The sequence below is a fragment of the Pseudomonas sp. Z4-7 genome (assembly GCF_051131965.1).
GTDB lineage: Bacteria > Pseudomonadota > Gammaproteobacteria > Pseudomonadales > Pseudomonadaceae > Aquipseudomonas.
This window is the reverse complement of sequence record NZ_CP071642.1, coordinates 3,959,656-3,984,404: the sequence shown is the minus strand read 5'-3', so window position 1 is coordinate 3,984,404 and position 24,749 is coordinate 3,959,656. Positions and strand designations below refer to the sequence as shown.

The window sequence follows — 24,749 nt, the reverse complement described above, 5'->3', positions numbered from 1 at the left end:
TCAGCTCAAAGCTTGGCTTGCAGTAGCGCTTCCAGCTTCTCCTGGTCCCGAGCGAACTGACGAATGCCTTCAGCCAGTTTCTCGGTTGCCATGGCATCCTCATTGGACAACCAGCGGAACTGCGCCTCATTGAGGCTCAGGCGCGCTTCCCCGGCCTGGCCAGGCGCCAGTTTGCGTTCCAGCTTGCCCTCGTCGGCGGCCAGTTTTTCCAGCAGTTCGGGGCTGACGGTCAAGCGGTCGCAGCCGGCCAGTTGCTCGATCTGGTTGAGATTACGGAAGCTGGCGCCCATGACCACGGTCTTGTAGTCATTGGCCTTGTAGTAGTTGTAGATGCGCGTCACCGACTGCACGCCGGGATCGTCGGCCCCGGTGTAGTCATTGCCATTGGCCTTTTTGTACCAGTCATAGATACGGCCCACGAATGGCGAAATCAGAAACACCCCGGCGTCGGCGCAGGCCGCGGCCTGGGCGAAGGAGAACAGCAGCGTCAGGTTGCACTGGATGCCTTCGCGCTCCAGTTGCTCGGCGGCGCGGATGCCTTCCCAGGTGGAGGCGATCTTGATCAGCACGCGATCCCGGCCCACACCGGCCTTTTCGTACAGGTCGACCAGGCGATGGGCGCGCTTCAACATGGCCTCGGTATCGAACGACAGGCGTGCATCCACTTCGGTGGAGATGCGCCCCGGGATCACCTTGAGGATTTCTTGCCCGACCGCTACACCAAAACGGTCGCTGGCCAGGCCCACGTCGCCCTTGCAGTCCGCCACGCAGGCGTTCAGCAGTTCGGCATAACCGTGAATGGCCGAAGCCTTGAGCAGCAGGGAAGGGTTGGTAGTGGCGTCCACCGGTTTGATGCGGGCGATGGCTTCGAAGTCGCCAGTATCGGCCACGACGGTAGTGAACTGCTTGAGTTGTTCCAGCTTGGAAGTCATGAGCGTGCTCTGTCCTATGGGTCCGTTGACATTACCCGAGGGCCGGCAGCCACTCAAGGGCGTGAAGAGGTATCGATGGCCCCAGCGGCAACAACCCGGAAACGGCTGTTTGAAAGGCCGGGGCAACTATCGGTAGATACGATGCCAAAACAGCGCGCAGGTTCAAAGCAAGTGATGGTTAGCGCCCTTCAAGCAACTGCCCGGCCTGATCCAGCAGCGCCAACGGATCCTCGGTCTTGTGAATGTCCACCGACAACAACTGCCGGAACCGCCGCGCCCCCGGAAACCCCGTGCCCAGCCCCAGCACATGCCGGGTGATGTGATGCATGGCGCCGCCAGCCGCCAAGTGGGCGGCGATATAAGGCCGCAATTGCGCCAGGGCCTCGGCGCGGCTGATGACCGGCGCGGTGCTGCCGAACAATTGCTGGTCCACTTCGGCCAGCAGATAAGGGTTGTGGTATGCCTCGCGTCCGAGCATCACCCCGTCGAACGTCCGCAGGTGTTCATGACACGCCTCCAGCGTCTTGATGCCGCCGTTGAGGACGATTTCCAGCTCAGGGAAGTCAGCTTTCAGCTGCGCCACCACGTCATAACGTAGCGGTGGAATGTCGCGGTTCTCCTTGGGCGACAACCCCTCCAGAATCGCGATTCGCGCATGCACGGTAAAACTGCCGCACCCGGCCTCACGCACTGTCCCGACGAAATCGCACAATTGTTCGTAGCTGTCTCGACCATTTATTCCAATCCGATGCTTCACCGTCACTGGAATCGACACCGCATCACGCATGGCCTTCACACAATCGGCCACCAGCTCCGGATGCCCCATCAGGCAAGCGCCGATCATGTTGTTCTGCACCCGGTCGCTGGGGCAACCGACGTTCAGGTTGACTTCATCGTAGCCATGTTCCTCGGCCATTCGGGCGCAGGCGGCCAAGTCGGCGGGAACGCTGCCGCCCAATTGCAGGGCCAGCGGGTGCTCGGCTTCGTGGTGACGCAGGAAACGCTCGTGATCACCGTTGAGCAGGGCGCCGGTGGTGACCATCTCGGTGTAGAGCAGGGCATGTTTGGAGAGGATGCGCAGGAAGTACCGGCAATGGGGGTCAGTCCAATCCATCATGGGGGCAACAGAAAAGCGGCGGGAGAGTGGAGCAGGTTGTAGAGGCATTGGAGATCTGAGTCATCGGGGCGAATGGGGCGCAGTTTATCAGGGTTGCTTGTCGGGTACTTGGCGGGTTCTCCAGCCTCGCCACTCAATCTTCGGCGACATCAGACGGATTGCATGCTCGGTTAGGGTTCGACGCGCACCTTGTGTTGATGAATTATTGTGGATACGATAATTTCATGCAGATTACCTATGACCCAGCCAAAGACGCTCGCAACGTGGAAGAACGTGGACTCCCGTTTGCCCTCGTGCGGGGCTTTGAATGGTCTACCGCATTGATCCTGGAGGATGATCGATTCGACTACGGTGAGTGTCGTTATCGGGCGATGGGATACATAGGGGATCGGCTGCATGTCGTAGTGTTTACACCACGGAGTGACGCGGTCCACGTCATCAGCTTTCGTAAAGCCAACAAACGGGAGGTCAAAAATTATGACCAAGAAACCCAGTCCTGAGAAGGTCGACACGGCAAACCCTGAATGGTCGACCGAGGACTTTGCCAAGGCCAAACCCGCCAGCGAGGTGCTTGTGGGGTTGTTTGGTGGAGCTCAGGCAAAGGAAATGCTCAAGCCGAAGCGTGGCCGGCCAAAGTCGGCAGCCACCAAAGAGCACGTCAATGTTCGTTTCGATGCCGACGTGCTGGAGAGATTCAGAGCTTCAGGGCCGGGCTGGCAAACACGGATGAACGCCGCCTTGGCCGATTGGCTTAAGACGCATAAGCCAGAAGAACTGAAGGCTTAGGCGCTAAAATATGATTCCAAAATATTAGCCGCCGATGAGGCGGCTTTTTGGGGTCTGCTGATTGGATTTGTCTCGGTCGCCGTATAAATAGATCCGTCCCCTTTTTCTTAGTGCGCTTTTGTAGGGCAGGTGTGCGAACGCGCAATGATGTATTGCGAGTTCGCAACAGGTAGGTGTGGTTTAATTTAATGAGTAACTTCTTGAATCGCTTTGGCTACATGTGGCTCCCAATGCTTGATAAGCGGGGCGCATGTGATATGGAAAATTAGCCAGCATGCATATATACAGGCGGTTGTATAGCATTGTCCTGCAGTGAGTTTTCCATGTGCCATCTCGTGCCTTAACATCGGCCCGCCTTTCAAATTGAAAAGCAGATGGATTGCATAGGTGATGTCTGGGCCGAAGGCTTGCTCAAGCTCTTCTTTTCGATTTGAGTACAGCTGACTGAGCGACTGGTCTTCTTGTGTAAGGTCTGTGTTAAGTTTTGCGGTGTTGGAGCCGCGATTGTTTAGTATATGCCTAAGTGAATTCTCCAGTTGTGGAATCAAGGTGTGGGCAGCAGTCACCATGTCGCCTTGAATCATTCTCGCGAATCCCAGGGCGAAAATTGATTCATGTCCAGGTGGGACAAAAGCGCTGTGCTGAGCGATAGGCTCTAAGTGCCTTTCATCAATGGTCTGGTAGTCAGACATCGTCATGCAAGCTGGTTTGATAAACGCCTCGGCTTCAATATGATAATGGAGGCCAATTTCTATGAGGCTCTCATGATCAAACCACTCCTCCGATGGCTTATCTGATAGGTCCGCGGACGGTGCCTGGGCTATTACTTTTCCTTTTTCGTCGGAATAGCTTTTGCCCATTATTGAAGATAGAAAATATTTATTCTTTTTTTGAAGGCAATTTTTGTGAAGAGCTATCTTCTCCGGGGGGCGCGAACTGAAGGCTAAGAGGAAAAGCATTTCGTGAATTTCTAGATCTTCGAATTGGTCTATAGTTGCTTGGCGTTCGTCTGTAAGATCAATGGGTATGCTGAACTCTCCGAGCTCCGATAGCGAATCATTTTCATAATTCTGTAACTCTCTTTTGAGTTCGTCGATCCGCTCCTGCATACCTCCAATTGAGCGAATCTCACCAATAGCATCTCGTGTCCAAGATGCCTTTGCCATTGCTGATCCAACCCCGTCGCGCATTCGCAATGTTTGATCGACCGCGAACACTTTACATTTGATCGAGGCTTCCTTGTCTCCAAGTTTAGAGTAAGCGTGAGCCGCATGAAGCCAAACTCTTTTCACCGCTTCAGCATACTGCTTGTCTTTTGCAGCAGTTGCCATCTTCTCAGCTTCAGTGGCTATCTCTCGCCACTCCAGTAGTCCGTAAGACTGGCCAAGAGACGAAAGTCTATGAAAGGCTACTAAATTTAGATTGTCTCTAGCCGTTTTATATGTCAGGGAAAATGTTTCTTTAGCACTTTCTGGGATGTTCTTCCGTTTGCCCGTGGATGCATAAATGGAGAATGCTCGCTCGATGATATCAACTACTTTCGATGGCACTTCAAAGTCAGACTCGTACTGGTAGAGTAGCTCTTTCTTGAAGAAGGATTCTACGGCGTCCAAGTATGAGCTTGAGGCAAGCTCCGCCATCTTATGAAGCTTTCTGCTGCTGTACCAACAACTGTCAGCAATCCGTGCTCGAAGCAACGGGTGGTCAATCTGTTCGGCGATCTCAGTAAGAACTTTTTGTTGCTCACCTATGTAATCACTAGGGATTAGCGACCTCCTGCCGTCCATGATGAGTTGAGGCGTGAAGGCATCAGCTCGGTTGGGATTGAAGTGATAGCTGCAGATGACAACCAAAACCCTGTACGCCCTCACCGCTGCATCATCTCCGGTTTTTTCAGCCGCTTGGACAGCCTCCTGAAACGTTCGCTCAAGCGTGTGGAAGTGAAGTGAATTGCTCATAGCGAGTATTGATGTGGGGTTGATATGGGCGAAATCATCTAGGGTCGCCACGTCCATCAACGGTTGCTTTTCTTTCTGATCCTTATCTGCCACGTGCTCACTCGCAGGCGATTTTGATGGGCTCAGCTTATCCCAAATCTCGATGGTGGCTAGGTGCCAAGTAGGGCCTCAAGGAGATCCGTGGCTAATGCCAGTCGGTAGTGCCAGGAATTGGAGCTACTTTACCGCTGATCTGTCCAGTCAGCTTCAGTCCAGTCGAGCGGGGGGAGAGGTGTACGGGCGGGGTGTGTTTGATTGCACACCTATTACACACGATAGAATCAGAAGGGCGGATCGGCGCAGTTTATCAGTGATGAAGTGCAACTGTCCGCGGCTCAGGTCTGAATCATTTCCCCAATGCACTTCTCAAAAACCGCCTCCATGGGGCCCAGCACACAGTTATAAGCCGCGATATTGGCGTCGATCCATTCGTCTTTATCGATCCCCCACCAACTGATCTCGAATCCGGCATTCATGATGAGGTGTTCGAACAGGATGCGCTGGGCGCGGCCGTTGCCTTCGCGGAATGGGTGGATGATGTTGATATCGGAATAGGCATCTGCCACGGCGATGATCAGTTCTGTTCTGCTCAGTCCCTCGAACCAGTTCGACGCCGCCAGGTTGGCGAATATCTTGTTGGCTTCCTTCTCCATGTATTCAGGTTGGCAAAAACGCGTGGCTTGTTTGGCCATGCCAACGGTCCGCAGCGCTCCGGCCCATTCGAACAGGTCCGAGAACAGCGCTCGATGAATATTCTGCAAATAAGGCAGGCTGTAAGGAGGAGGGTTGAATTCGACATGGCTCGCAGCGATGGCCGAGAGCTGTTGTTCGGCTTCGCTCAAGGTCTGTTCATCGCGGATATCGAGTTTATTGCGCAGGACCGTGGAGCCCGGGTAACAATAGGCGTCTTCGCCGACGCCGTATTTGTCGGGCATCAGGCTCGAGTCTTGGTGAAGGTCTTCAAGACTTCCTCACGGGAAGGCAGCTTGTCTTCGCTGTCTTGCGCAGACACCTTGAACCCTTCCAGGCGCAGGCTGGCCGCGTAGTTGGACCGGCGAGTCCTGGCCGCGTAGGCCTTTTTTGTTTCCAGGCTGACAGTGCCCATCGGGGTGGACCTCGAATCGCATTGGTTGGCGAATTATAGCCCATCGCCCCGGCAAGGCCTATGTCGCGGTCGGGCTCAGTCGTCCATCGGCAAACGGATTGACCAACGGGGCTTGCATATCGGCGTATCTCCAAATACTGTTCATGCATCCAGTATTCGGGAATTCTCCATGCAGCTCATCGCCAAGCTCGGCATTCTTGCAGACGCCGCCAAATATGACGCGTCGTGTGCCAGCAGTGGGGCGCCCAAGCGCAGTTCGCGTGGTCGCGATGGGCTTGGGGCCACCGATGGCATGGGGATCTGCCACAGTTACACGCCGGATGGGCGCTGTGTCTCGCTGCTCAAGGTGTTGCTGACTAATTTCTGTCTGTACGACTGCCAGTATTGCGTCAACCGTCGTTCCAGCAACGTGCCGAGGGCGCGCTTTACGCCGGAGGAAGTGGTGCGGTTGACGCTGGATTTCTATCGTCGCAATTGTATCAGCGGGCTGTTCCTGAGTTCCGGCATCATTCGCTCGGCCGATTACACCATGGAGCAACTGGTTCGCGTGGCGCGCTTGCTACGGGAGGAGCATCAATTCCGAGGCTACATTCACCTCAAGACCATTCCCGATGCCGATCCGCTATTGATCGAGGAGGCGGGTCGGCTAGCGGATCGCCTGAGTGTGAACATCGAACTGTCCTCCGAGGTGAGCCTCAAGCGCCTCGCGCCGGAAAAGCAATTGATCACGATTCGTCAGGCCATGGGCACCATCCATGACGGTCAGCAGGCGGTGGCTGGCGAGCCGCGGGCGCCGCGCTTTGCGCCGGCCGGGCAGAGCACCCAGGTGATCGTGGGAGCGGATGCCACCGACGACCATGCCATCCTGAGCAACGCCGAGTCGCTCTACCAGGGCTATGGTTTGCGGCGGGTCTACTATTCCGCCTTCAGTCCGATTCCCGACAGCCCCGCCAGTGTGCCGCTCGCCGCGCCGCCGTTGCTGCGTGAGCATCGGCTGTATCAAGCCGACTTCCTGATGCGTGGCTACGGCTACAAGGCGGGCGAACTGTTGAACACGTCCAGCAACCTGGACCTGGACATCGACCCGAAGCTGGCCTGGGCGCTGGCTAATCGCGATGTGTTTCCACTCGACCTCAACCGTGCCGAGCCGGCCCTGCTGGCGCGCATTCCCGGCATCGGCCTGCGTAGCGTGCAGCGCCTGGTGACGCTGCGCAGGGAGCGGCGGATTCGGTATGACGATCTGGTGCAGTTGCGCTGCGTGCTGGAAAAGGCCCGCCCCTTCATTGTGACCAGCGATTACCGGCCCGCTGACGCGCAAACGCGCAGTGGCTTGCTGCGGGCACGTTTGCGCGATCCGCAAAGGCCTGTGCAAATGGGGCTGTGGGGATGATCGCGCTGGATTGCGATGACGATTTCGCCATCTGGCGCGACCAGGCCCGGACGTTGCTTGGTCATGGAATAGACCCCTGTGACGTGACCTGGGCCCAGGGCCCCATGGCCGATCTGTTGGCAATGCCGACGCCCTTGCCGCAAGGCCCGGGTCCGTTCCGCACTCGCGTCCCGGCAGCGTTGTTGAGCCAGTTGCAACAGGCCAGTCGTTATCACGGCGAACAGCGCTGGAACCTGTTGTACGAAGTGCTCTGGCGCGTAGCGCATGGCGACCGCACCGCCATGCTCGCGGGCGATCGCCTGGGTAGCGAGTTGCAACGGCGCATCAAGCAGGTCAGTCGTGAGGCTCATCACTTGCACGCCTTCGTGCGCTTCATTCCCTTGCCGCCAGCCGTGGCAGAACAATTGCAGTTGGACCTGGTGGCGTTCCACCAGCCGGCGCACGACATCCTCGAAAGCGCGAGCGGTCATTTTGCCGAGCGGCTCGGTCGGCAACGCTGGCTGATTGCAACGCCTCGCGACGGTATTCGTTTCGACGGCCAATCGCTGGATTACCAGCGCCACTGCCCCGCGCAATGGCAACAATGGGCCCGCCACGCCGAAGACCCCGGCGCCGAGTTGTGGCGCACCTATTACAGGCACATCTTCAACCCGGCGAGGCTCAACCCGACCGCGTTGCGCCAGCACATGCCCGGGCGGTTCTGGAAGCATTTGCCCGAGGGGGAATTGATTCCTTTACTGGTGGGGCAGGCGCGGCAGGGGAAGCAGAGGGATGGGCAGGCGTTGGAGGTGGGGGAGAAGATGGGTAAGCGGATTGTCGTAGGCGCTGCGGTAGGGGCACAGGGATAAGACAGCGCCCACGATGGCTCCGGCACAGTAGTCAAATACCCTTGCTCGCACTTGCCGGCCTGCGCAACGCCGCAATGTCCCGCTTGGGCGATGCACCGAACAGGCGGGCGTATTCGCGGCTGAACTGCGAGGGGCTTTCGTAACCCACTCGGTAGGCGGCGCTGGCCACGTCCAGGTGTTCGTTGAGCATCAGCCGTTTTGCTTCGTTCAGCCGCAGCCACTTCTGATATTGCAGGGGGCTCATCGCCGTGAGCTGGCGGAAGTGATGGTGAAAGGTCGGGGCGCTCATCTGCACCCGCGCCGCCAGGTCATCCACGCGGATTGGCGCGGCGTAGTTCAACTTCAGCCAGTCGATGGCCTTGGCGATCCGGTAGCCCTGGCTGTCGACGGACGCGATCTGGCGCAGCCGCGCCGCCTGGTCGCTCATCAGTAGCCGGTAATGGATCTCGCGCTGGATCAGCGGCGCCAGGATGGGGATCGCCTCGGGTTCATCCAGCAATGCCAGCAGGCGTACGAACGGCGCCAGGAAGTCCGCTGTGCTGGTGCCGATGCCCGCACCAATCCCGACCGGGCGCTCAAGACGCGGCGCCAGCCCGCCTTGGGCGACCAGATCGGCAACCATGCGCAAATCCAGCCTCAGGACCAGGCCCAGGCATGGCTGTTCCGGGCTCGCGACCATCACTTCGGAGTTCGCCGGCATATCCAGTGAAGTCATCAGGAATCGCCCGGTGTCGTAACCATACGCCTGGCCACCAATCCAGACCTGCTTCATCCCTTGGGCGACGAGGACGATGCTCGGTTCGATCATGCAGGTCGCGGGCGGGGCAGGGGCGTCGCGCCGGAAGAGGCAGAGGCCGGGCATCGACGTTTCGACGTCCCCCGATTCTGTGGTCCGGGGAGCGATGAGGTCCGCGAGCATCTTTTGCGGCGATTTGCCGTGGCTGGTCATGTCGATTGTCTGTCGGGGTGATAGTTATAGGCAGAACCTTAACTCGCCAAGCGAAGCGCTGCCTACGGCAAATAAGCAGGCTCACAGGATCGGGCAAGAACTTCAGCGAAATGTTCTACCGGCGAATGGCGCCGGTCCCTGAAACTGCCAGTCGAATTCAACTCAACAAGGAGTCATCTCATGCGTGTACAAGCCTACGGCGCCCACGCGGGCGACAAACCCCTTGAACCGATGCAAATCAATCGCCGCGCACCCGGCGCGCACGACGTGCAAATCGACATCGCCTTTTGTGGGATCTGCCACTCGGACCTGCACCAGGTGCGCGCCGAGTGGGCAGGCACTCAGTTCCCTTGCGTCCCTGGCCACGAAATCGTCGGCCGCGTGTCGGCGGTGGGCGCCCATGTTTCCGCGTTCAAGACCGGTGATCTGGTCGGCGTCGGCTGCATTGTCGACAGCTGCAAGCACTGCGAGGACTGCGAAAGCGGCCTGGAAAACTACTGCGACGGCATGATCGGTACCTACAACTTCCCGACGCCGGATGAACCGGGCTGGACCCTGGGTGGCTACTCGCAGAACATCGTGGTGCATGAGCGTTATGTGCTGCGCATCCGTCACCCCGAAGAGCAATTGGCCGCCGTCGCGCCACTGCTTTGTGCAGGCATCACCACCTATTCGCCATTGCGTCACTGGAACGCCGGGCCGGGCAAGAAAGTCGGCGTGGTCGGTATCGGTGGCCTGGGGCACATGGGCATCAAGCTCGCTCACGCGATGGGCGCGCATGTCGTGGCGTTTACTACTTCGGAATCCAAGCGCGAGGCCGCCCGGCAGTTGGGCGCCGATGAAGTCATCGTGTCGCGTAATGCTGATGAAATGGCCGCCCACGCCAAGAGCTTCGACTTCATCCTCAACACCGTGGCGGCGCCCCATGACCTCGACGCTTTCCTGGTATTGCTCAAGCGCGACGGCGCGATGACCTTGGTGGGCGCTCCAGCGACGCCTCATTCGTCGCCCAATGTCTTCAACTTGATCCTGAAGCGTCGAACCATTGCCGGCTCGATGATCGGTGGGATTGCCGAGACTCAGGAAATGCTGGATTTCTGCGCTGAGCACGGCATCGTTGCCGACATCGAGCTGGTTCGTGCGGATCAGATCAACGCGTCCTACGAGCGGATGCTCAAGGGCGACGTCAAGTATCGCTTTGTGATCGACAACGCTACGTTGGCCGGTTGAATGTAAGCCGCAAAGCGTTCAGGCCCGATTGATGCGGGAGCGGGCCTGCTCGCGATGGCGGTGCTCCAGTCGCCTGTGTGCGGATTGTGCCGTCGTCATCGCGAGCGAGTTCGCTCGCCCAAGGGTTTCGAGCCCTTTCATAAATTTCAGGTTGTTATCCATGATCCATACTTTATCGCCCACCCCGCAGGGTAAGCCTGCGTGGGGCGCGGTGCTTGCCATGTCGTTGGCTGCATTCGCGCTGGTCGCCTCGGAATTCATGCCGGTCAGCCTGCTGACACCGGTAGCGGCGGACCTTCATGTCAGCGAAGGGCAGGCCGGCCAAGGCATCGCCGTCTCCGGCGCCTTCGCCCTGGTCACCAGCCTGTTCATCGCCTCGATTGCCGCCCGGGTCGACCGCAAATGGCTGCTCTCGGCATTGACACTGCTGATGATCGTTTCCGGCACAGTGGCTGCGCTGGCCCCCGACTACGTGACGTTCATGGTCGGCCGCGCCTTGATCGGCGTTGCGATTGGCGGCTTCTGGTCGCTGTCGGCGGCTACGGCCATGCGCCTGGTGCCGGCGGACAAGGTCCCCCGCGCATTGGCCATCGTCAACGGCGGCAATGCCTTGGCGACGGTAGTCGCTGCGCCATTGGGCAGCTTCCTGGGGGCAATCATCGGTTGGCGTGGGGCGTTCTTCTGCATCGTCCCCGTCGCCGCGCTCGCCCTGGCGTGGTTGCTGTTGAGCCTGCCCTCGCTGCCCTCGCGGGTGAAGCAGGACAGCGGCAATCCTTTCAAACTGATGACCCAGGCACCGGTTGCGTTGGGCATGCTGGCCGTCAGCACGTTCTTCATGGGCCAGTTCATGTTGTTCACCTATCTGCGTCCCTTCCTCGAAACGGTGACGCAGGTGAGCGTGTCGCTGTTGTCGTTCATGTTGCTGGTGATTGGCTTGGCCGGTTTGCTCGGAACCTTCCTGATCGGTTCGTTCTTGAGGAACGGCCTGTATCGGACCCTCATCGTCATCCCGTTGTTGATGGCTGCAATCGCTCTTGCGCTGGTTGCGTTCGGCGGGTCAGCGGTAATGACGGCGGTGCTGCTGGGTGTCTGGGGGCTGGTGGCAACGGCGGCGCCTGTTGGCTGGTGGGCCTGGTTGGCCAGGACGTTGCCGGAAAATGCCGAGGCCGGCGGCGGATTGATGGTGGCGATCGTCCAGCTCGCCATTGCGTCTGGTGCCACGGTGGGTGGCGTCCTGTTCGACCTGAGCGGTTATCGGGCGACGTTTGAAACCAGCGCGGCCGTGTTGGTCGTTGCGGCGGTGCTGACCATGCTGGCGGCCCGTGCCGCGGCTCGCAAGTCTTCGCAAGCGTCGAGCGACGCGACATATGGCGCGGTGCGAGAGTCAAACTGATCGAAACCAATGCAGGCTTCGTTGATCCATAAGCAGGGGAAAAAAATCCCTGATGTTATCGGGCAACCGAAGCTGGACGAGACCGTTGGGCGCCTACAGTTTGGTGGCATATTGATATCTTGGTAAGCTTCAGGCTCGTTACCTACCGAGTTGGTTAGTTGTGTCTACTGAAAGAATTTCCCAATTGGAGCAGGCGCTCCTGGCTGTCATTGCGGCCGCGGGCAAGATGGGCGTCAGTTGTGATGAACTTTGCGCGCAGGCTGTGGGCGGGCTGGTGTCCGAGCGCTACTGGGGCTGGGCGGAAGCCCAGCACGCTCAAGGCGCGGCTGACGAGATCGATAACGCCTTGGCGGTCCTGGTCGGCCGGCAAACGGCTACGCCTGGCAATCCCGTGCAAAGCGGGCCCGATGCAGCGTTTGAATCGGCTGCCGGCTGAACTTCCCGTCTACAGAAATGGGCGACTCAATAGGTCGCCCATTTGCTTTAAAGCCCCAACCCTTCCTCGATGATCAAGAGAAGAGCCCCTTCATCCAGCGCCAGGGGTTCGGTGTGTTGCCCGGCCGGCCGTAGCTGCCAAAGCGATTCGCCATGCTCGCCCACGGTGCGCAGGACGCAGTGCTTCACGCCTTGCATATGGATTTCGATGCATCCCTCTGCGCTAGTGGAGAAGCGGGCGATCGGATCGAGCGAGATGCGCCGGTGGTTGCCCTCGATCACCAATTGGTCAATGGCGTAGTTGTACGTCGAACCGCTGGAGTGGCGCTCGAAGACGTGGGTCGGATTGCGCCGGATAACCAGGCCCGCCTCACACAACGGCGCGAGCCACGTTTCGATCTGACGGTACAAGTCATAGACCTGGCCGGGCCAGTATTCGATGGCCAGGTCGGCGCAGTTGTCGATGTCGGCTGGGGTTCGTTGGGCCTGCCTCAGCTTCGCCGCGAGTTCGTCTGCCTTGCTCATGTCGATTCCCTGTCGTGGTGATAGGTTGAGCGTAGCTGATGGAGTGGGGGGCTCAGTTGCGCTGGGTCATGGCGCGGTTTCGTTTTGCGCAGCGAGCTGATTTCGGGCGTTTCGCAGCCATATGCGAGTATCCTTTCGAATCTGGTGACCTATATGGCGAGGGCATTGATGACGTGTTCAGGGTCGTTATGAATGGCGCGCAACAGAGCTTTCGCGGGACCGGTTGGCTCGCGCCGCCCTTGCTCCCAATTGCGTAGCGTGCCCAACTGAACGTCGATCAATGCTGCAAACTTGGCTTGGGTCAGGCCGGTGGCTTTTCGTATCTCCTTCACCTGCAGCGCATCGACGATGAATTCCCGGGACGGCTGGCGCTCTCCTCGGACAATCTCATCCATCTGTTGCACGCTTTCCATCAGCTCATCGAAAAATCTGCTCATGGTTATCTCCATTGCTCGACGATCATTTTCAACGCCTTGCGTTGATCAGCCGTCAAGTCTTGCTGTTCGTTTTTCGAGCGCAGGGGTTGCGAAGCAATGTTATCTGCAGCGCTGAAAAATCATTGTCATCTATCAACTCCCTGACCCGCCGGGTAAATATTGGGGTTTCAATAAAAATCATAGCTAATGTACGCCATTGGCTTAGCGGCGGACAATGCTATAGGACGCAGCTCCCCTATTCATCTGGTGAGTTGTAACGGCAATCTCCAACGTCTGCGTGGACTCAGTGTTGCGCCCGAAACGAGGGGGTGCTTTGCGTGGGGGTCCTCTCGTTGCCTCTGCTGGCCATCCGCTCAACCGCATCCGGCAACGAAGCCACATGCACCGCGCGTGACGGCATGGCGAAGCGCACGCCGATCCTGGCGAATTCTTCCATCATGCCCAGATTGATCGCCTGCTGGATGTCCATGTAGACGTTGTAGCTGGGGTCCAGCACGATATAGACCGTTTCGAACTCCAGTGCGCTTTCGCCGAAACCACGAAAATGCGCGCGGTCGAAGCGGGTTTTTTCCTGGGCCTTGATGATCTTTTCGACGATGACGGGCACTTGCCGCAGTTGCTCTGTCGAGCATTCCTGGGGCAGGGCGAATTCGAAGACGATACGGCGCTCCTGCAGGCGTTTGTAGTTCTGGATGGTGGAGCTGATCATGCCGGCGTTCGCCATGACGATCTGCTCGCCACCCAGGCTGCGGATTCGCGTGGTCTTTAGGCCGACATGTTCCACGGTCCCGGCCAGGGAGCCGACGACGATGAAGTCGCCGACTTCGAAAGGTTTGTCCACGGCAATCGACAGCGAAGCGAACAGGTCCCCGAGGATATTCTGCACCGCGAGCGCCACGGCGATGCCGCCCACGCCGAGGCTGGCAACGAACGCCGTGATGTTCACGCCCAGGTTGGAAAGCATCGCCAGGAGCACCACCGCCCAGAGAAATACTTTCGCACCCCACAGGCTCAGGGTGGCCAAGGCGCTTTTCTGATGGATGTCGGAGTGGCTGTGGCGGGCGAAATAATGCATCAACGCCAGGGCGATCGCTCGGTTTGCCCATAATCCCACTTGCAGGGCCGCCACCACGAACCAGAGGCTGCTGACTCGACTCAGCCAGCGTTCCGGCAAGTCCAATACGCCAACGCCGATCAGGATCGAGGCCAGCAATAACAAAGTATTGCTGGTACTGGACAGTACTTCGACGGCGATGTGGCTGACATAAGCGTCGGGTTTTTGTGCCCGGGCACGCACGTTTTTCAACAGAAAACCGACGCCAGCCCTGGCGATGATGAAACTCACCGTCATCACGCTCAGTGCCAGCAGCCAATTGGCGATGGAAATGCCCAGTACCTGGGTGTCGGTAAAAATATCGAGGGAGCTTGAGTCCATGGATGGATCACCTGTGCCATTTCTGTTCAGGTTGTGCCCTGGCCGCACCGGCCGGGCCATGAACTTGGTTAGTTCGCAGGTGGCAGAGGCCCGTTCAATTTTCTTGCCGTCAGCGGCCCCGGGCATGGGCCGCTGATCCGACTCAAGTGTCTCTCTTAGCGCAGCAGATGCACCGCCAGCCCGGCCAGGCCGCAGGCCAGCAATACCTGGATGACGCCGCGTTTATAGCGGAACAGTGCAATGAACGCCGCGACTGCAAGAATTGCCGATGGCCAGTCCAGTGCTGCGTTGAAGCCCTTGGGCCAGAGCACGTGATAACCAAAGAAGCAGGCGAGGTTGAGAATCACCCCCACCACCGCCGCGGTGATCGCTGTGAGTGGCGCGGTGAATTTCAACTCGTCATGGGTCGATTCCACCAGCGGACCGCCAGCCAGGATGAACAGGAACGAGGGCAGGAAGGTGAACCAGGTCACCAGCGTGGCCGCAACCGCGCCCGCCAGAAACGCCTGTTCGGGGCCGAACACCTGAGTCACGTAACCCCCGACGAAACCGACGAACGCGACTACCATGATCAGCGGTCCCGGAGTGGTTTCGCCCAGGGCCAGGCCGTCAATCATCTGGGTCGGTGTCAGCCAGCCGAAATGTCCGACGGCGCCTTGATACACGTAGGGCAGAACCGCATAGGCGCCGCCGAAAGTCAGCAGTGCCGCCTTGGTAAAGAACCAGGCCATCTGCGTCAAGGTTCCTTCCCAACCAAACATCGCGGTCAACAGGCCTATCGGCAGAATCCACAGCAGCGCCCCGACGATCAGCAGTCGGGCCAGGCGGGTGGCACTGAAACGAGCGTGTTCCGGGGTCGGTGTATCGTCATCGATCAGGGCCGGGCCGAACGACTTGTGCCTGGCATCGTGACCGCCCAGGCTGAACTTTGCCGGTGCCCAGCGACCACCGAAGTAACCGACGACCGCCGCCCCCAGTACGATTAGCGGGAAGGGTACGTTGAAGGCGAAGATCGCCGTAAACGACGCGGCGGCGATTGCCCACAGCCAGTTGTTCTTGAGCGCGCGCGAGCCTATCCGGTGCGCGGCATGCACGACGATCGCCGTCACGGCGGGCTTGATGCCATAAAAAATGCCGGCCACCACCGGCACTTCGCCAAAGGCGACGTATAGCCAGGATAATGTGATGAGAATGAACAGCGAGGGCAGGACAAACAACGCCCCGGCGATTACTCCGCCCCAGGTTCGATGCATCAGCCAGCCCAGGTACGTCGCCAGTTGCTGGGCCTCGGGGCCGGGCAGCAGCATGCAGTAGTTCAAGGCGTGGAGGAAGCGACGCTCGGAGATCCAGCGCCGACGCTCCACCAATTCCTGGTGCATGATCGAGATCTGGCCCGCCGGTCCGCCGAAGCTGATGAAACCCAGTTTCAGCCAGAACCAGAAGGCCTCTCGCAGGCTGACGGTCGACGGTCTGGCCTGTACCTGTTCTACAGTGTGCTGGTTCGGAGTGCTCATGGTCCGCGGGGCCTTGATATAAAGGCCACCTACGTTATGGGGCGAGACACGTTTTAGATAGCCCCCGGTAAGGCTCGCGTGTAAAAAAACGCGCCAAGGGGCGGCAGAATTGCCAAATGATGAGGAGGATTTTGGATCCACAGCGCCATCCATCGACTTCGCCCCACTGGCAAATTGCCGGCCTCCAAGCGGTACGCTAAGCTCACGAATATTGGGGGCTTTGAGCGTTTTGCTCATGCTTTGCCCTCTTCAGGAATTCGCTTGCCTATCCCCATCAACGATCCGCTCCATGCGCCCGGCGGCACCCTCAAGCGCCTGCCATTGCTCAAGGCTGCGGTGGCGTTTATTGCGGCGGTTTGCCTGTGCCTCTGCGGTTTGCTCTATCTGCAATTGGAGCAATCTCGTCGTCACGACCTGGAATCGGCGCGGATTGCTTCGGCCAACCTTACCCGTGCCATGGCCCAGCAGGCCCAGGATACTTTCCTGCAGGCCGATCTCGTGCTCGGCAGCCTGGCAGACGGGATCCAGATCGATGGCTACGGCCCGGCCGTGCGCGCGCGCCTGCAACAGACATTCGCCCGGCGCGTGTTATCTCTGGAACAACTGCATGGCCTGTTTCTGTTCGACAAGAGCGGCCAGTGGATCATCACCTCGTTTGAAAAGCTGCACCGGGGATCCGGTATCGCGGATCGCGAGTATTTCCAGTTTCACCAGGAGAATGCCTCGCTCGTCGCCCATATCGGCCCGGCGATCCGCAGCCGGCAGAACGGCGAATGGATCATCCCCGTTTCCCGTCGGCTGAATGACCGCAAAGGCAATTTCCAGGGCGTGCTGATGGCCGGGATCAAGATGTCGTATTTCGACCAGTTCCTGAAGAGTTTTAATCTCGATGACCAAGGCGAGATGGCCCTGGCGTTGTCCGATGGGACTTTGCTGGCGCGCCGGCCCTTCGACGAGGCGCTGATTGGTGCGTCCATGGCGCGGCATCATATTTTCCAGCACGATCCTGTGGTGGGGGCTTCCGGCGATGAGATGATCCGCTCCGACACCGATAATATCGTCAGGCTCTATGGCCATCGGCATCTGCAAGCCTACCCACTGGTAGTCGTTGCCGCGATGTCCGAGTCAGCGATCCTGGCGGGCTGGTATGACCGGGCGGTGCAATCGAGCCTGATCGTGGCCTTGGTGGTGCTGGGTATCTGTCTGTTTGGCTGGGTTTTCGTGCATCAGGTGCGTAACAGCGAGCGGATAGAAGCGGACCTGCGCAAGGCCCAGCAAGCGCTGGAACTGATCGCCACTCATGACAGCCTGACCGGGCTGGCGAACCGCCGGCTGTTCGAGCGGGCCCTGGGCATCGAGTTCGGCCGAGGCGCCCGCCAGCGCAGCCCCCTGAGCCTGATCATGCTCGACATCGATTTTTTCAAGCGCTACAACGATACCTACGGGCATGTCGCGGGTGATCATTGCCTGGCGGAGGTCGCGAAGGTGCTCAAGGACTGCTGTCATCGCAAGGCCGACCTGGCGGTGCGTTATGGTGGCGAAGAGTTTGCTGTCCTGCTGCCCGATACCAACCTGCACGGCGCCATGGCATTGGCCGAACAGATCCGCCGCCGCGTCATCGACAGGCAGATTACCCATTCGGCTGCCCCCTCCGGCTACCTGACGGTGAGCCTGGGTTGCCATGCCTTCGTGCCCAGCAGCCTGGACAGTACGGAAGTCTTCATCCAGCGAGCCGATGCGGCGCTGTATCAGGCCAAACACAGCGGTCGCAACTGTGTCGCGGCGTTGTCCAGGGAAGACGCGTTCGATGCGCTGGAGCGTTCCGATCGCTGAGATTCGTCGGAATCATCGGCGGCGGATCAAGGTCCATTGTTCAACGCATAGGCGACGCGTAGCCCTTTTCGCCAAACTCTGTAGGCTCGCCAACTGACGCGGCAGCGGCTGCTAAGGTTAAGAAAACCCAAGGGTCAAACGCAGTTCATGCAGTGAAGTTTGCACGGCGAAGCCAACGCCGAAGGACAGGAGCAGGTCAATGGACACCTCTGCCGATATCCCCCCTGACGTCACGCGTCATACGCCGATTACCCGTCGCCTGGTGGTGGCGGTCGGCGTGCTGTTCGTAATGGGTGTCCTGATGGCTGTCGCCGCGCTGTTCAACATCGCGCAAAAGCTGGACGCGGACGATGTGGGCAAGACCCACTTCTACATCGAGCGCGCGCTCGAGAATCGCATCACCGCGTCGAAAAACTACATGGCCAGTTACGCCTACTGGACCACCGGCTATGAGCGTCTTAACGGCGAGGTCGATGTGCAATGGGCCTATGCCGAGCAGAACATCGGCAAGACCCTGTTCACCAACGATGAATACGAAGGGGTGTTCGTCATCGACCGTGAACGCACCAAATATGCGGTGGTGCGCGGACAAAATGTCCAGGCAGAGGCGACGGCCTATATCGATACACCGCTGAGGGACCTTGTCGATCAGCTCCAGGCGCAACCGGACCTGACCCGGCCCATGATCCGCTACACCTTGTTCGAAGGCTGGCCGGCCATCGTCACGGCTTCGGTGATCCTGCCCAACGACGAACGTCCTCAGGTCGAGGCCAAGGGGACGTCGGTGCTGCTTTTTGTCGACCAGCTAACGCCGGTCAAGCTTCGCAAGGTAGGCAAGAGCTACGGCCTGAACGAGTTGAACCTGGTGAAAGATACGGCGCTGGCGACCGGTCAGCCAGCCGTACCGCTGGATAGCACCGGTTACAGCCTGGTATCCCGGCTGGAGCGGCCAGGCCAGCAATTGTTGTGGTCTCTGGTTCCGCCATTGGGCGGGGCGTTGCTGATCCTGGCGTTGCTCACCGCTTATTTTTTCCGCTATGCCATGCGTACCGCTCGACAGGTGGACGCCAGCTACGACAGCCTGGAAACCTCAAAGCAGGCGCTCCAGGCGAGCGAAGAGCGCTTCCGTGCCGTGGCGGAGGCGGCGTCGGACTGGATATGGGAAATCGACAGCCAGCAGCGCATCACCTATCTGTCGGGGCGTTTCAACACCGTTACCGGTTTTTCCGATCAGCAATGGCTGGGACAGGACATCGAACAGTTGCTGTATTGCGACACCACGCCGATTGCCTTGTGGCTGGGCAAACTGGTCGAAGAACAGAATGCCAGCAACCTGCGGTGTTCCTACCGCGACCATTCCGGACAGTTGCGATTTTGTCGGGTATCGGCGCGGCCGATCTACGACAGGGCCGTGGTAACGGGCTATCGCGGTACCGCCAGCGACATCACCGATGAAGTGGCCGCCCACGCCCAGGTCCAGCATCTGTCGATGCACGATGCGCTGACCGGCCTGCCGAATCGAAACAAGTTGGCCCGGCACCTGGACGATGCATTGCTTGCCAAGGAGCATTCCGTACCGCTGGCCTTGCTGATGGTGGATCTGGATAACTTCAAGCCGATCAACGATTCACTGGGCCACCCGGCCGGCGATGCGGTGCTGCTGGAAGTGGCCCAGCGCCTGCGCGACTGCACCCGAGAGCACGATCTGGTGGCGCGCCTGGGTGGGGATGAATTCGTGGTGGTACTCAGCGCAGTGGAGCACTCCACCGAAATCGACCGGTTTTGCGCACGGCTGATCGACAGCCTGCAGCAACCGATCCATTACGAGACCCACTCATTGCACATAGGCGCCAGCATCGGCATTGCCGTAAGCCGGCGCCAAGGTTATGTGCCGGGCGAGTTGATCCGTTGCGCCGACATCGCCCTGTACCAGGCCAAATCCGAGGGCAAGAAGACCTGGTGCTACTTCGCCTCGCACATGAACGACCAGATCCAGCATCGTCGCCAGCTGGAAAGCGACCTTCGCCAGGCATTGAAGAAAAATGAGTTTGTCCTGCATTTTCAGCCTCGCTATACCGTGGATGGCAAGACCATCGTCGCTGTCGAGGCGCTGGTCCGTTGGCAACATCCGACCCAAGGCTTGCTGGGCCCCGACGCGTTTATCCCGCTTGCCGAGCAAACCGACCTGATTGTCCCGCTTGGGCGTTGGGTGTTACGCGAGGCCTGCGAAACCGCGTTGACCTGGCCGGGCGAGCTGATGGTCTCGGTCAACCTCTCGCCTGCGCAATTCGAACGCAGCGATGTGGTCGAGGACGTGCGCCAGGTATTGATCGAAACCCACTTCCCGGCGAGTCGCCTGGAGCTGGAAATCACCGAGAACGTCATGCTGAACGATGTGGACGGTGCGCTCCAGGTCATGAATGCGCTCAAGGAACTGGGGGTGCGCCTGAACATGGACGATTTTGGTACCGGCTATTCGTCGCTCGGTTATTTGCGCACCTATCCGTTTGATGGCATCAAGATCGACAAGCGCTTCATCGCCTCCATGAGCAACAGCAGCAACGACCGCGCCGTGGTCCAGGCGATCATCAACCTGGGCAAGGCCATGGGCCTGACGGTCACCGCCGAAGGTGTCGAAACCCTGGCCCAACTGGGCACGCTGGGCTCGGATGAATGCCACGAAGTGCAAGGGTATTTTCTCAGCCGCCCCATCGACAAGCAGGCGTTCGCGCATCTGCTGGAAAGCGCTCCGCCCCTGTCGAAAACCGGCTCCTGAGCGGTTGTTGCAACCTCCGCGGCTTGTCATCGGTCACAGCTAGTACTTTGGTTTTTCGAGTTGCCTGCCCATGAAAAAGCTGCGAATCGCGACCTTCAATATCAACGGTATCCGGGCTCGGCTGCCCAACCTGCTGGAGTGGCTGGAGCGGGAGAAACCCGACATCGCCTGCTTGCAGGAGTTGAAGGCGGCGGACAAGGATTTTCCGGCGGCGGAGCTTGAGTCGGCCGGGTACGGGGCGATCTGGCACGGCCAGGCTTCCTGGAATGGCGTCGCGATCCTGGCCCGCGATGCGCAACCGCTGGAGAGTCGGCGCGGCCTGCCGGGCGGAGAGGAAGACAGCCACAGTCGGTATATCGAGGCGGCCGTGCATGGCGTCCTGGTAGGTTGCCTTTATCTGCCCAACGGCAATCCGCAGCCTGGTCCGAAGTTCGACTACAAGCTGGCCTGGTTCGAGCGGCTGATCGATTATGCCCAGGGGCTACAAGCCAGCGATCACCCGGTGGTGCTGGCGGGCGACTACAACGTGGTGCCCACTGACTTCGACATCTACAACCCACGCTCCTGGCTCAAGGATGCCCTGTTGCAGCCGGAAAGCCGCGAGCGGTACCAGCGCCTGCTGGACCAGGGCTGGACGGATGCGCTGCGACATCTCTACCCGCAAGAGCGGATCTATACGTTCTGGGACTATTTCCGCCAGCACTGGCAAAAAAACTCCGGGCTACGTATCGACCACCTGTTGCTCAACCCTGCCGCCAGTGCCTACCTGAGCGAGGCGGGGGTGGATGCCTGGGTCAGAAACCAGCCACACCCCAGCGACCATGCCCCGACGTGGATTCGTCTGTCTTCGCGCAAGCGCCGTTGAAGTCGCCAAATCATTGTCCACCCAGGGGAAATGCCTTATACCTGTGCCAACGGCGGGGTGCCTGCACAAGCCCTGCACCTGAACAGGAAAGGACACCCCATGAACCAACCTCGACTGAGTGATTGCGCTCGTTATTTGCGGCGCCTGGGTTTCGACACGGCGCCACCCCCGACGCTCGATTCGTTGCGCCAGTTGCAGTGGCGTCATACGGCCGAGTTCCCCTTCGAAACCCTCGCGACGCTGCTGGGGCAGCCGGTGCCGATCGACCTTGAGTCGGTGGAACGAAAAATCTTCGAGCAAGGGCGCGGCGGTTATTGCTACGAGCTCAATCAGTTATTCCTGGCCCTTTTGCAGGACCTGGGCTTCGAGGCCCGCGGCATTACCGGGCGAGTAGTGATGAACGCACCTGAAGGCGCCTGGACCGCACGCACCCATCGCTTGAGCCTGGTGACGCTTGACGGCGTGCGCTATGTAACCGATGTCGGCTTCGGTGGCATGGTGCCGACCGCGCCACTGTTGCTGGACAATCGCGAGGTCCAGGCGACTCCTCACGAGCCATACCGCATCGAGACCACTGAAGACGGCTACATCCTGCGCGCCAACGTAGGGGGCGAATGGCGGCCGATGTACCTGTTCGACCTGCAGCGCCAGGAAGAGATCGATTACATCGTCGGCAACTGGTACGTCTGCAGCCATCCGGATTCCCAGTTCAAGGACCGGTTGATGGTCGCCCGCACGGGTGACGGGTTGCGCAAGACCCTCAACGGCAACAGCTATGCCGTGCACCGGATCGGGCACGAAAGCGAGCGACGCACAATCATGGACGCCGACGAATTGATTGAGCTGCTGGAGACGGAGTTCGGGCTGCGGGTGCCGCCACGGGAACTGCTGCGGCCGGCGCTGGAAGGACTGATAACGCGAAGTTGAATGCAATCTGGTTCGGGATTTGCAACCTTGTCCGTGATCAATGCGCAACAAGTTGTATACAACTCTATAGACATTTGTCCTAAGTTTTGAATACAGTGTGCGCATAACAAAAAACAGGGAACCCCCGAACCATGAAAACGCCCCATGTTTCACTCCCACGGCCCGAGGACGAAAACCTTGGCGTCGGCGCGAATATGGCTTACGGCCTGCAACATGTGTTGACCATGTACGGCGGCATCGTCGCGGTGCCCTTGATCATCGGCCAGGCGGCCGGCTTGTCGCCGGCGGACATCGGTCTGCTGATCGCGGCGTCATTGTTCGCGGGAGGGCTGGCGACATTGCTGCAAACGCTTGGCCTGCCGTTCTTTGGCTGCCAGTTGCCGCTGGTGCAGGGCGTTTCGTTCTCCGGCGTCGCGACCATGGTGGCGATCGTTGGAACCGGCGGGGAAGGGGGCTTCCAGGCCATCCTTGGTGCGGTAATCGCGGCGTCCCTGATCGGCTTGTTGATCACTCCAGTATTCTCGCGCATCACCCGGTTCTTCCCGCCGCTGGTCACCGGCATCGTCATCACCACCATAGGCCTGACGCTGATGCCGGTGGCGGCGCGCTGGGCCATGGGCGGCAACAGCCACGCCGCGGATTTCGGCAGCATGGCGAACATCGGCCTGGCTGCGCTGACCCTGGTACTGGTGTTGGTACTGAGCAAAATGGGCAGTGCGACGATTTCCCGCCTGTCGATCCTGCTGGCGATGGTCATCGGCACCGTCATCGCGGTATTCCTCGGTATGGCGGACTTTTCGTCCGTCAGCGAAGGCCCGATGTTCGGGTTTCCGACGCCGTTCCACTTCGGCATGCCGACTTTCCACATCGCCGCGATCCTGTCGATGTGTATCGTGATCATGGTGACGCTGGTGGAAACCTCCGCTGACATCCTGGCGGTGGGGGAAATCATCGACACCAAGGTCGATTCCCGCCGTCTGGGCAATGGTCTGCGAGCCGATATGCTGTCGAGCATGATCGCCCCGATCTTCGGCTCCTTCACCCAGAGTGCCTTTGCCCAGAACGTCGGGCTGGTGGCGGTGACCGGCATCAAGAGCCGTTTTGTCGTGGCGACTGGCGGGATATTTCTGGTGGTGCTCGGGCTGCTGCCGTTCATGGGGCGGGTGATCGCCGCCGTGCCCACCTCGGTGCTCGGTGGTGCTGGTATCGTGCTGTTCGGTACGGTTGCCGCCAGTGGTATCCGAACCCTGTCGAAGGTCGACTACCGCAACAACGTCAACCTGATCATCGTCGCCACTTCCATTGGCTTCGGCATGATCCCGATCGCCGCACCGAACTTCTACGACCATTTTCCCAGCTGGTTCGCGACGATCTTCCATTCGGGGATCAGTTCTTCGGCAATCATGGCGATTATCCTGAACCTGGCGTTCAACCATTTCACTACCGGCAACTCCGACCAGCAGTCAGTTTTTGCCGCCGGTACCGAGCGGGTGCTGCGCTACCAGGACCTGGCTGCACTGCGTGAAGGCGACTATTTCAGCGACGGAAAATTGCATGACTGCGACGGCAACGAGATTCCAGTGGTGGCGGAACTCGCCCACTCGCCGGAAGAGCACGGCCCGGTGCGGCTGAAGAGCAGCGAGCACGTCTGATCTGGCGATCGAAAGAGTAAAAAAAGCAGCCGGTGATCATCGATCACCGGCTGCTTTTTTATGCCCCCTGAACGGACTACCAGCGACCGTAATGGCCGCGCGGCGGGCCATAGTAATAGCCCCGTGGTGGCCCGTAATACACCGGCGCCGGGCGATAGTAGACCGGGCGCTCGATGTATACCGGTTGCGGCGCGTAATAGACCGGTGGCGGTTGTTGCACATAGACAGGTTGTTGCACGTAGACCGGTTGTGGCTGGACATACACCGGTTGCTGGACATAAACCGGTCGGTCGCGGCTGATGAGCGCAGAGCCGACAATGGCCGAGCCGACGATCGCACCAAACACCGCGGGACCCTCCCAACCACCGCGACCATGGGCGGATGCCTGGCCGGTGACCGTGAGTGCCCCCACGAGCAGGGCGATAATGGGAAGTTTGCGTTTCATGGCGTTTCCTCGTTCCGGCCCCGGCGCCTGTGGCCTGCGACAGACCCGATAAGGGGCGCGGGGATACTTGCTCTGACAGCGATTTTCCCAGGATTTGCACCGCCGTTGGGTAAATATTGTGTAAGGTCTGTGGCTGATTTTTTTGCAGCGGATGGCGA

Annotated in this window: 24 protein-coding genes; 12 read left to right on the top strand and 12 right to left on the bottom strand. The window is 59.4% G+C overall.

All coding sequences use genetic code 11. The features are described 5' to 3' along the window. Positions 1-5: 5 nt before the first annotated feature. Complete coding sequence (gene tal, locus J3P91_RS17910; protein WP_305500037.1) at positions 6-932, bottom strand: transaldolase; 927 nt, start codon at positions 930-932, stop codon at positions 6-8. Between the two features lie 178 nt (positions 933-1,110). Then, positions 1,111-2,097, bottom strand: a complete 987-nt coding sequence (dusA, locus tag J3P91_RS17905) for a tRNA dihydrouridine(20/20a) synthase DusA (RefSeq protein WP_434601293.1) — start codon at positions 2,095-2,097, stop codon at positions 1,111-1,113. A 176-nt stretch (positions 2,098-2,273) separates the two neighbouring features. Here dusA and J3P91_RS17900 point away from each other — a divergent pair, with 176 nt between their 5' ends. Together J3P91_RS17900 and J3P91_RS17895 are read left to right on the top strand one after the other, a co-directional pair. Continuing rightward, positions 2,274-2,549, top strand: a complete 276-nt coding sequence (locus J3P91_RS17900; RefSeq protein WP_434601292.1) for a BrnT family toxin — start codon at positions 2,274-2,276, stop codon at positions 2,547-2,549. Next, positions 2,527-2,835 (top strand): BrnA antitoxin family protein, encoded by a 309-nt coding sequence (locus J3P91_RS17895; RefSeq protein ID WP_434601291.1) that lies wholly within the window; start codon positions 2,527-2,529, stop codon positions 2,833-2,835. Before J3P91_RS17900 ends, J3P91_RS17895 begins: the two co-directional genes overlap by 23 nt. Before the next feature lie 185 nt (positions 2,836-3,020). Here the strand turns inward: J3P91_RS17895 and J3P91_RS17890 are convergent, their stop codons facing one another. From J3P91_RS17890 to J3P91_RS17880, 3 genes are all read right to left on the bottom strand, one after another. Continuing rightward, the gene (locus tag J3P91_RS17890; protein WP_434601290.1) at positions 3,021-4,886 is read right to left on the bottom strand and encodes a DUF4209 domain-containing protein; all 1,866 of its coding nucleotides are present in this window, start codon (positions 4,884-4,886) and stop codon (positions 3,021-3,023) included. Between the two features lie 281 nt (positions 4,887-5,167). Further along, positions 5,168-5,767, bottom strand: coding sequence for a putative adenosine monophosphate-protein transferase Fic (locus tag J3P91_RS17885; protein WP_434601289.1), 600 nt, complete (start codon positions 5,765-5,767; stop codon positions 5,168-5,170). Then, complete coding sequence (locus J3P91_RS17880; RefSeq protein ID WP_434601288.1) at positions 5,767-5,937, bottom strand: YhfG family protein; 171 nt, start codon at positions 5,935-5,937, stop codon at positions 5,767-5,769. Before J3P91_RS17880 ends, J3P91_RS17885 begins: the two co-directional genes overlap by 1 nt. A 169-nt stretch (positions 5,938-6,106) precedes the next feature. Between J3P91_RS17880 and J3P91_RS17875 the strand changes: the two genes are divergently transcribed. Next, positions 6,107-7,327: a putative DNA modification/repair radical SAM protein gene (locus J3P91_RS17875; RefSeq protein WP_434573140.1), complete on the top strand. Its 1,221-nt coding sequence runs from the start codon at positions 6,107-6,109 to the stop codon at positions 7,325-7,327. Further along, positions 7,324-8,175, top strand: coding sequence for a TIGR03915 family putative DNA repair protein (locus tag J3P91_RS17870; RefSeq protein WP_434601287.1), 852 nt, complete (start codon positions 7,324-7,326; stop codon positions 8,173-8,175). Before J3P91_RS17875 ends, J3P91_RS17870 begins: the two co-directional genes overlap by 4 nt. Before the next feature lie 31 nt (positions 8,176-8,206). Here the strand turns inward: J3P91_RS17870 and J3P91_RS17865 are convergent, their stop codons facing one another. Beyond that, positions 8,207-9,124, bottom strand: coding sequence for an AraC family transcriptional regulator N-terminal domain-containing protein (locus tag J3P91_RS17865; RefSeq protein WP_434601286.1), 918 nt, complete (start codon positions 9,122-9,124; stop codon positions 8,207-8,209). Positions 9,125-9,304: 180 nt separating this feature from the next. On the opposite strand from J3P91_RS17865, the gene J3P91_RS17860 reads away from it, so the two are divergent. After that, positions 9,305-10,354, top strand: coding sequence for an NAD(P)-dependent alcohol dehydrogenase (locus J3P91_RS17860; protein ID WP_434601285.1), 1,050 nt, complete (start codon positions 9,305-9,307; stop codon positions 10,352-10,354). Between the two features lie 18 nt (positions 10,355-10,372). On the opposite strand, the gene J3P91_RS17855 is transcribed toward J3P91_RS17860, so the two are convergent. Further along, positions 10,373-10,516, bottom strand: a complete 144-nt coding sequence (locus J3P91_RS17855; RefSeq protein ID WP_434573148.1) for a hypothetical protein — start codon at positions 10,514-10,516, stop codon at positions 10,373-10,375. Between J3P91_RS17855 and J3P91_RS17850 the strand changes: the two genes are divergently transcribed. Further along, on the top strand, positions 10,515-11,747 hold the full coding sequence (locus J3P91_RS17850; protein WP_434601284.1) for an MFS transporter: 1,233 nt from the start codon (positions 10,515-10,517) through the stop codon (positions 11,745-11,747). The two genes, J3P91_RS17855 and J3P91_RS17850, sit on opposite strands and share 2 nt — an antisense overlap. Positions 11,748-11,907: 160 nt before the next feature. Next, a complete protein-coding gene (locus J3P91_RS17845) occupies positions 11,908-12,183 on the top strand; it encodes a hypothetical protein (RefSeq protein WP_434601283.1) in 276 nt (91 codons plus the stop codon). Between the two features lie 47 nt (positions 12,184-12,230). On the opposite strand, the gene J3P91_RS17840 is transcribed toward J3P91_RS17845, so the two are convergent. The 4 genes from J3P91_RS17840 to chrA all read right to left on the bottom strand — a co-directional run bounded on the left by J3P91_RS17840 (position 12,231) and on the right by chrA (position 16,093). Further along, positions 12,231-12,707 carry a hypothetical protein gene (locus J3P91_RS17840; RefSeq protein ID WP_434601282.1) on the bottom strand — a complete coding sequence of 159 codons (477 nt, stop codon included), beginning with the start codon at positions 12,705-12,707 and terminating at the stop codon, positions 12,231-12,233. A 149-nt stretch (positions 12,708-12,856) separates the two neighbouring features. Continuing rightward, entirely contained in the window at positions 12,857-13,144 is a 288-nt protein-coding gene (locus J3P91_RS17835) for a helix-turn-helix domain-containing protein (protein ID WP_434601281.1), read from the bottom strand. Positions 13,145-13,427: 283 nt separating this feature from the next. Then, positions 13,428-14,579: a mechanosensitive ion channel family protein gene (locus J3P91_RS17830; RefSeq protein WP_434601280.1), complete on the bottom strand. Its 1,152-nt coding sequence runs from the start codon at positions 14,577-14,579 to the stop codon at positions 13,428-13,430. Between the two features lie 155 nt (positions 14,580-14,734). Next, complete coding sequence (chrA, locus tag J3P91_RS17825) at positions 14,735-16,093, bottom strand: chromate efflux transporter (protein ID WP_434601279.1); 1,359 nt, start codon at positions 16,091-16,093, stop codon at positions 14,735-14,737. Between the two features lie 261 nt (positions 16,094-16,354). Between chrA and J3P91_RS17820 the strand changes: the two genes are divergently transcribed. The 5 genes from J3P91_RS17820 to J3P91_RS17800 all read left to right on the top strand — a co-directional run bounded on the left by J3P91_RS17820 (position 16,355) and on the right by J3P91_RS17800 (position 24,146). After that, a complete protein-coding gene (locus tag J3P91_RS17820) occupies positions 16,355-17,926 on the top strand; it encodes a diguanylate cyclase (RefSeq protein WP_434601278.1) in 1,572 nt (523 codons plus the stop codon). 199 nt (positions 17,927-18,125) lie between these two features. Then, on the top strand, positions 18,126-20,702 hold the full coding sequence (locus J3P91_RS17815; RefSeq protein ID WP_434601277.1) for a bifunctional diguanylate cyclase/phosphodiesterase: 2,577 nt from the start codon (positions 18,126-18,128) through the stop codon (positions 20,700-20,702). A gap of 70 nt (positions 20,703-20,772) precedes the next feature. Then, positions 20,773-21,567 carry an exodeoxyribonuclease III gene (xth, locus tag J3P91_RS17810; protein ID WP_434601276.1) on the top strand — a complete coding sequence of 265 codons (795 nt, stop codon included), beginning with the start codon at positions 20,773-20,775 and terminating at the stop codon, positions 21,565-21,567. Positions 21,568-21,666: 99 nt separating this feature from the next. Next, positions 21,667-22,494: an arylamine N-acetyltransferase family protein gene (locus tag J3P91_RS17805; protein ID WP_434601275.1), complete on the top strand. Its 828-nt coding sequence runs from the start codon at positions 21,667-21,669 to the stop codon at positions 22,492-22,494. Between the two features lie 131 nt (positions 22,495-22,625). Continuing rightward, a complete protein-coding gene (locus tag J3P91_RS17800; protein WP_434601274.1) occupies positions 22,626-24,146 on the top strand; it encodes a nucleobase:cation symporter-2 family protein in 1,521 nt (506 codons plus the stop codon). 76 nt (positions 24,147-24,222) lie between these two features. On the opposite strand, the gene J3P91_RS17795 is transcribed toward J3P91_RS17800, so the two are convergent. Further along, a complete protein-coding gene (locus J3P91_RS17795) occupies positions 24,223-24,591 on the bottom strand; it encodes a hypothetical protein (protein WP_434601273.1) in 369 nt (122 codons plus the stop codon). Between the last annotated feature and the right edge of the window lie 158 nt (positions 24,592-24,749).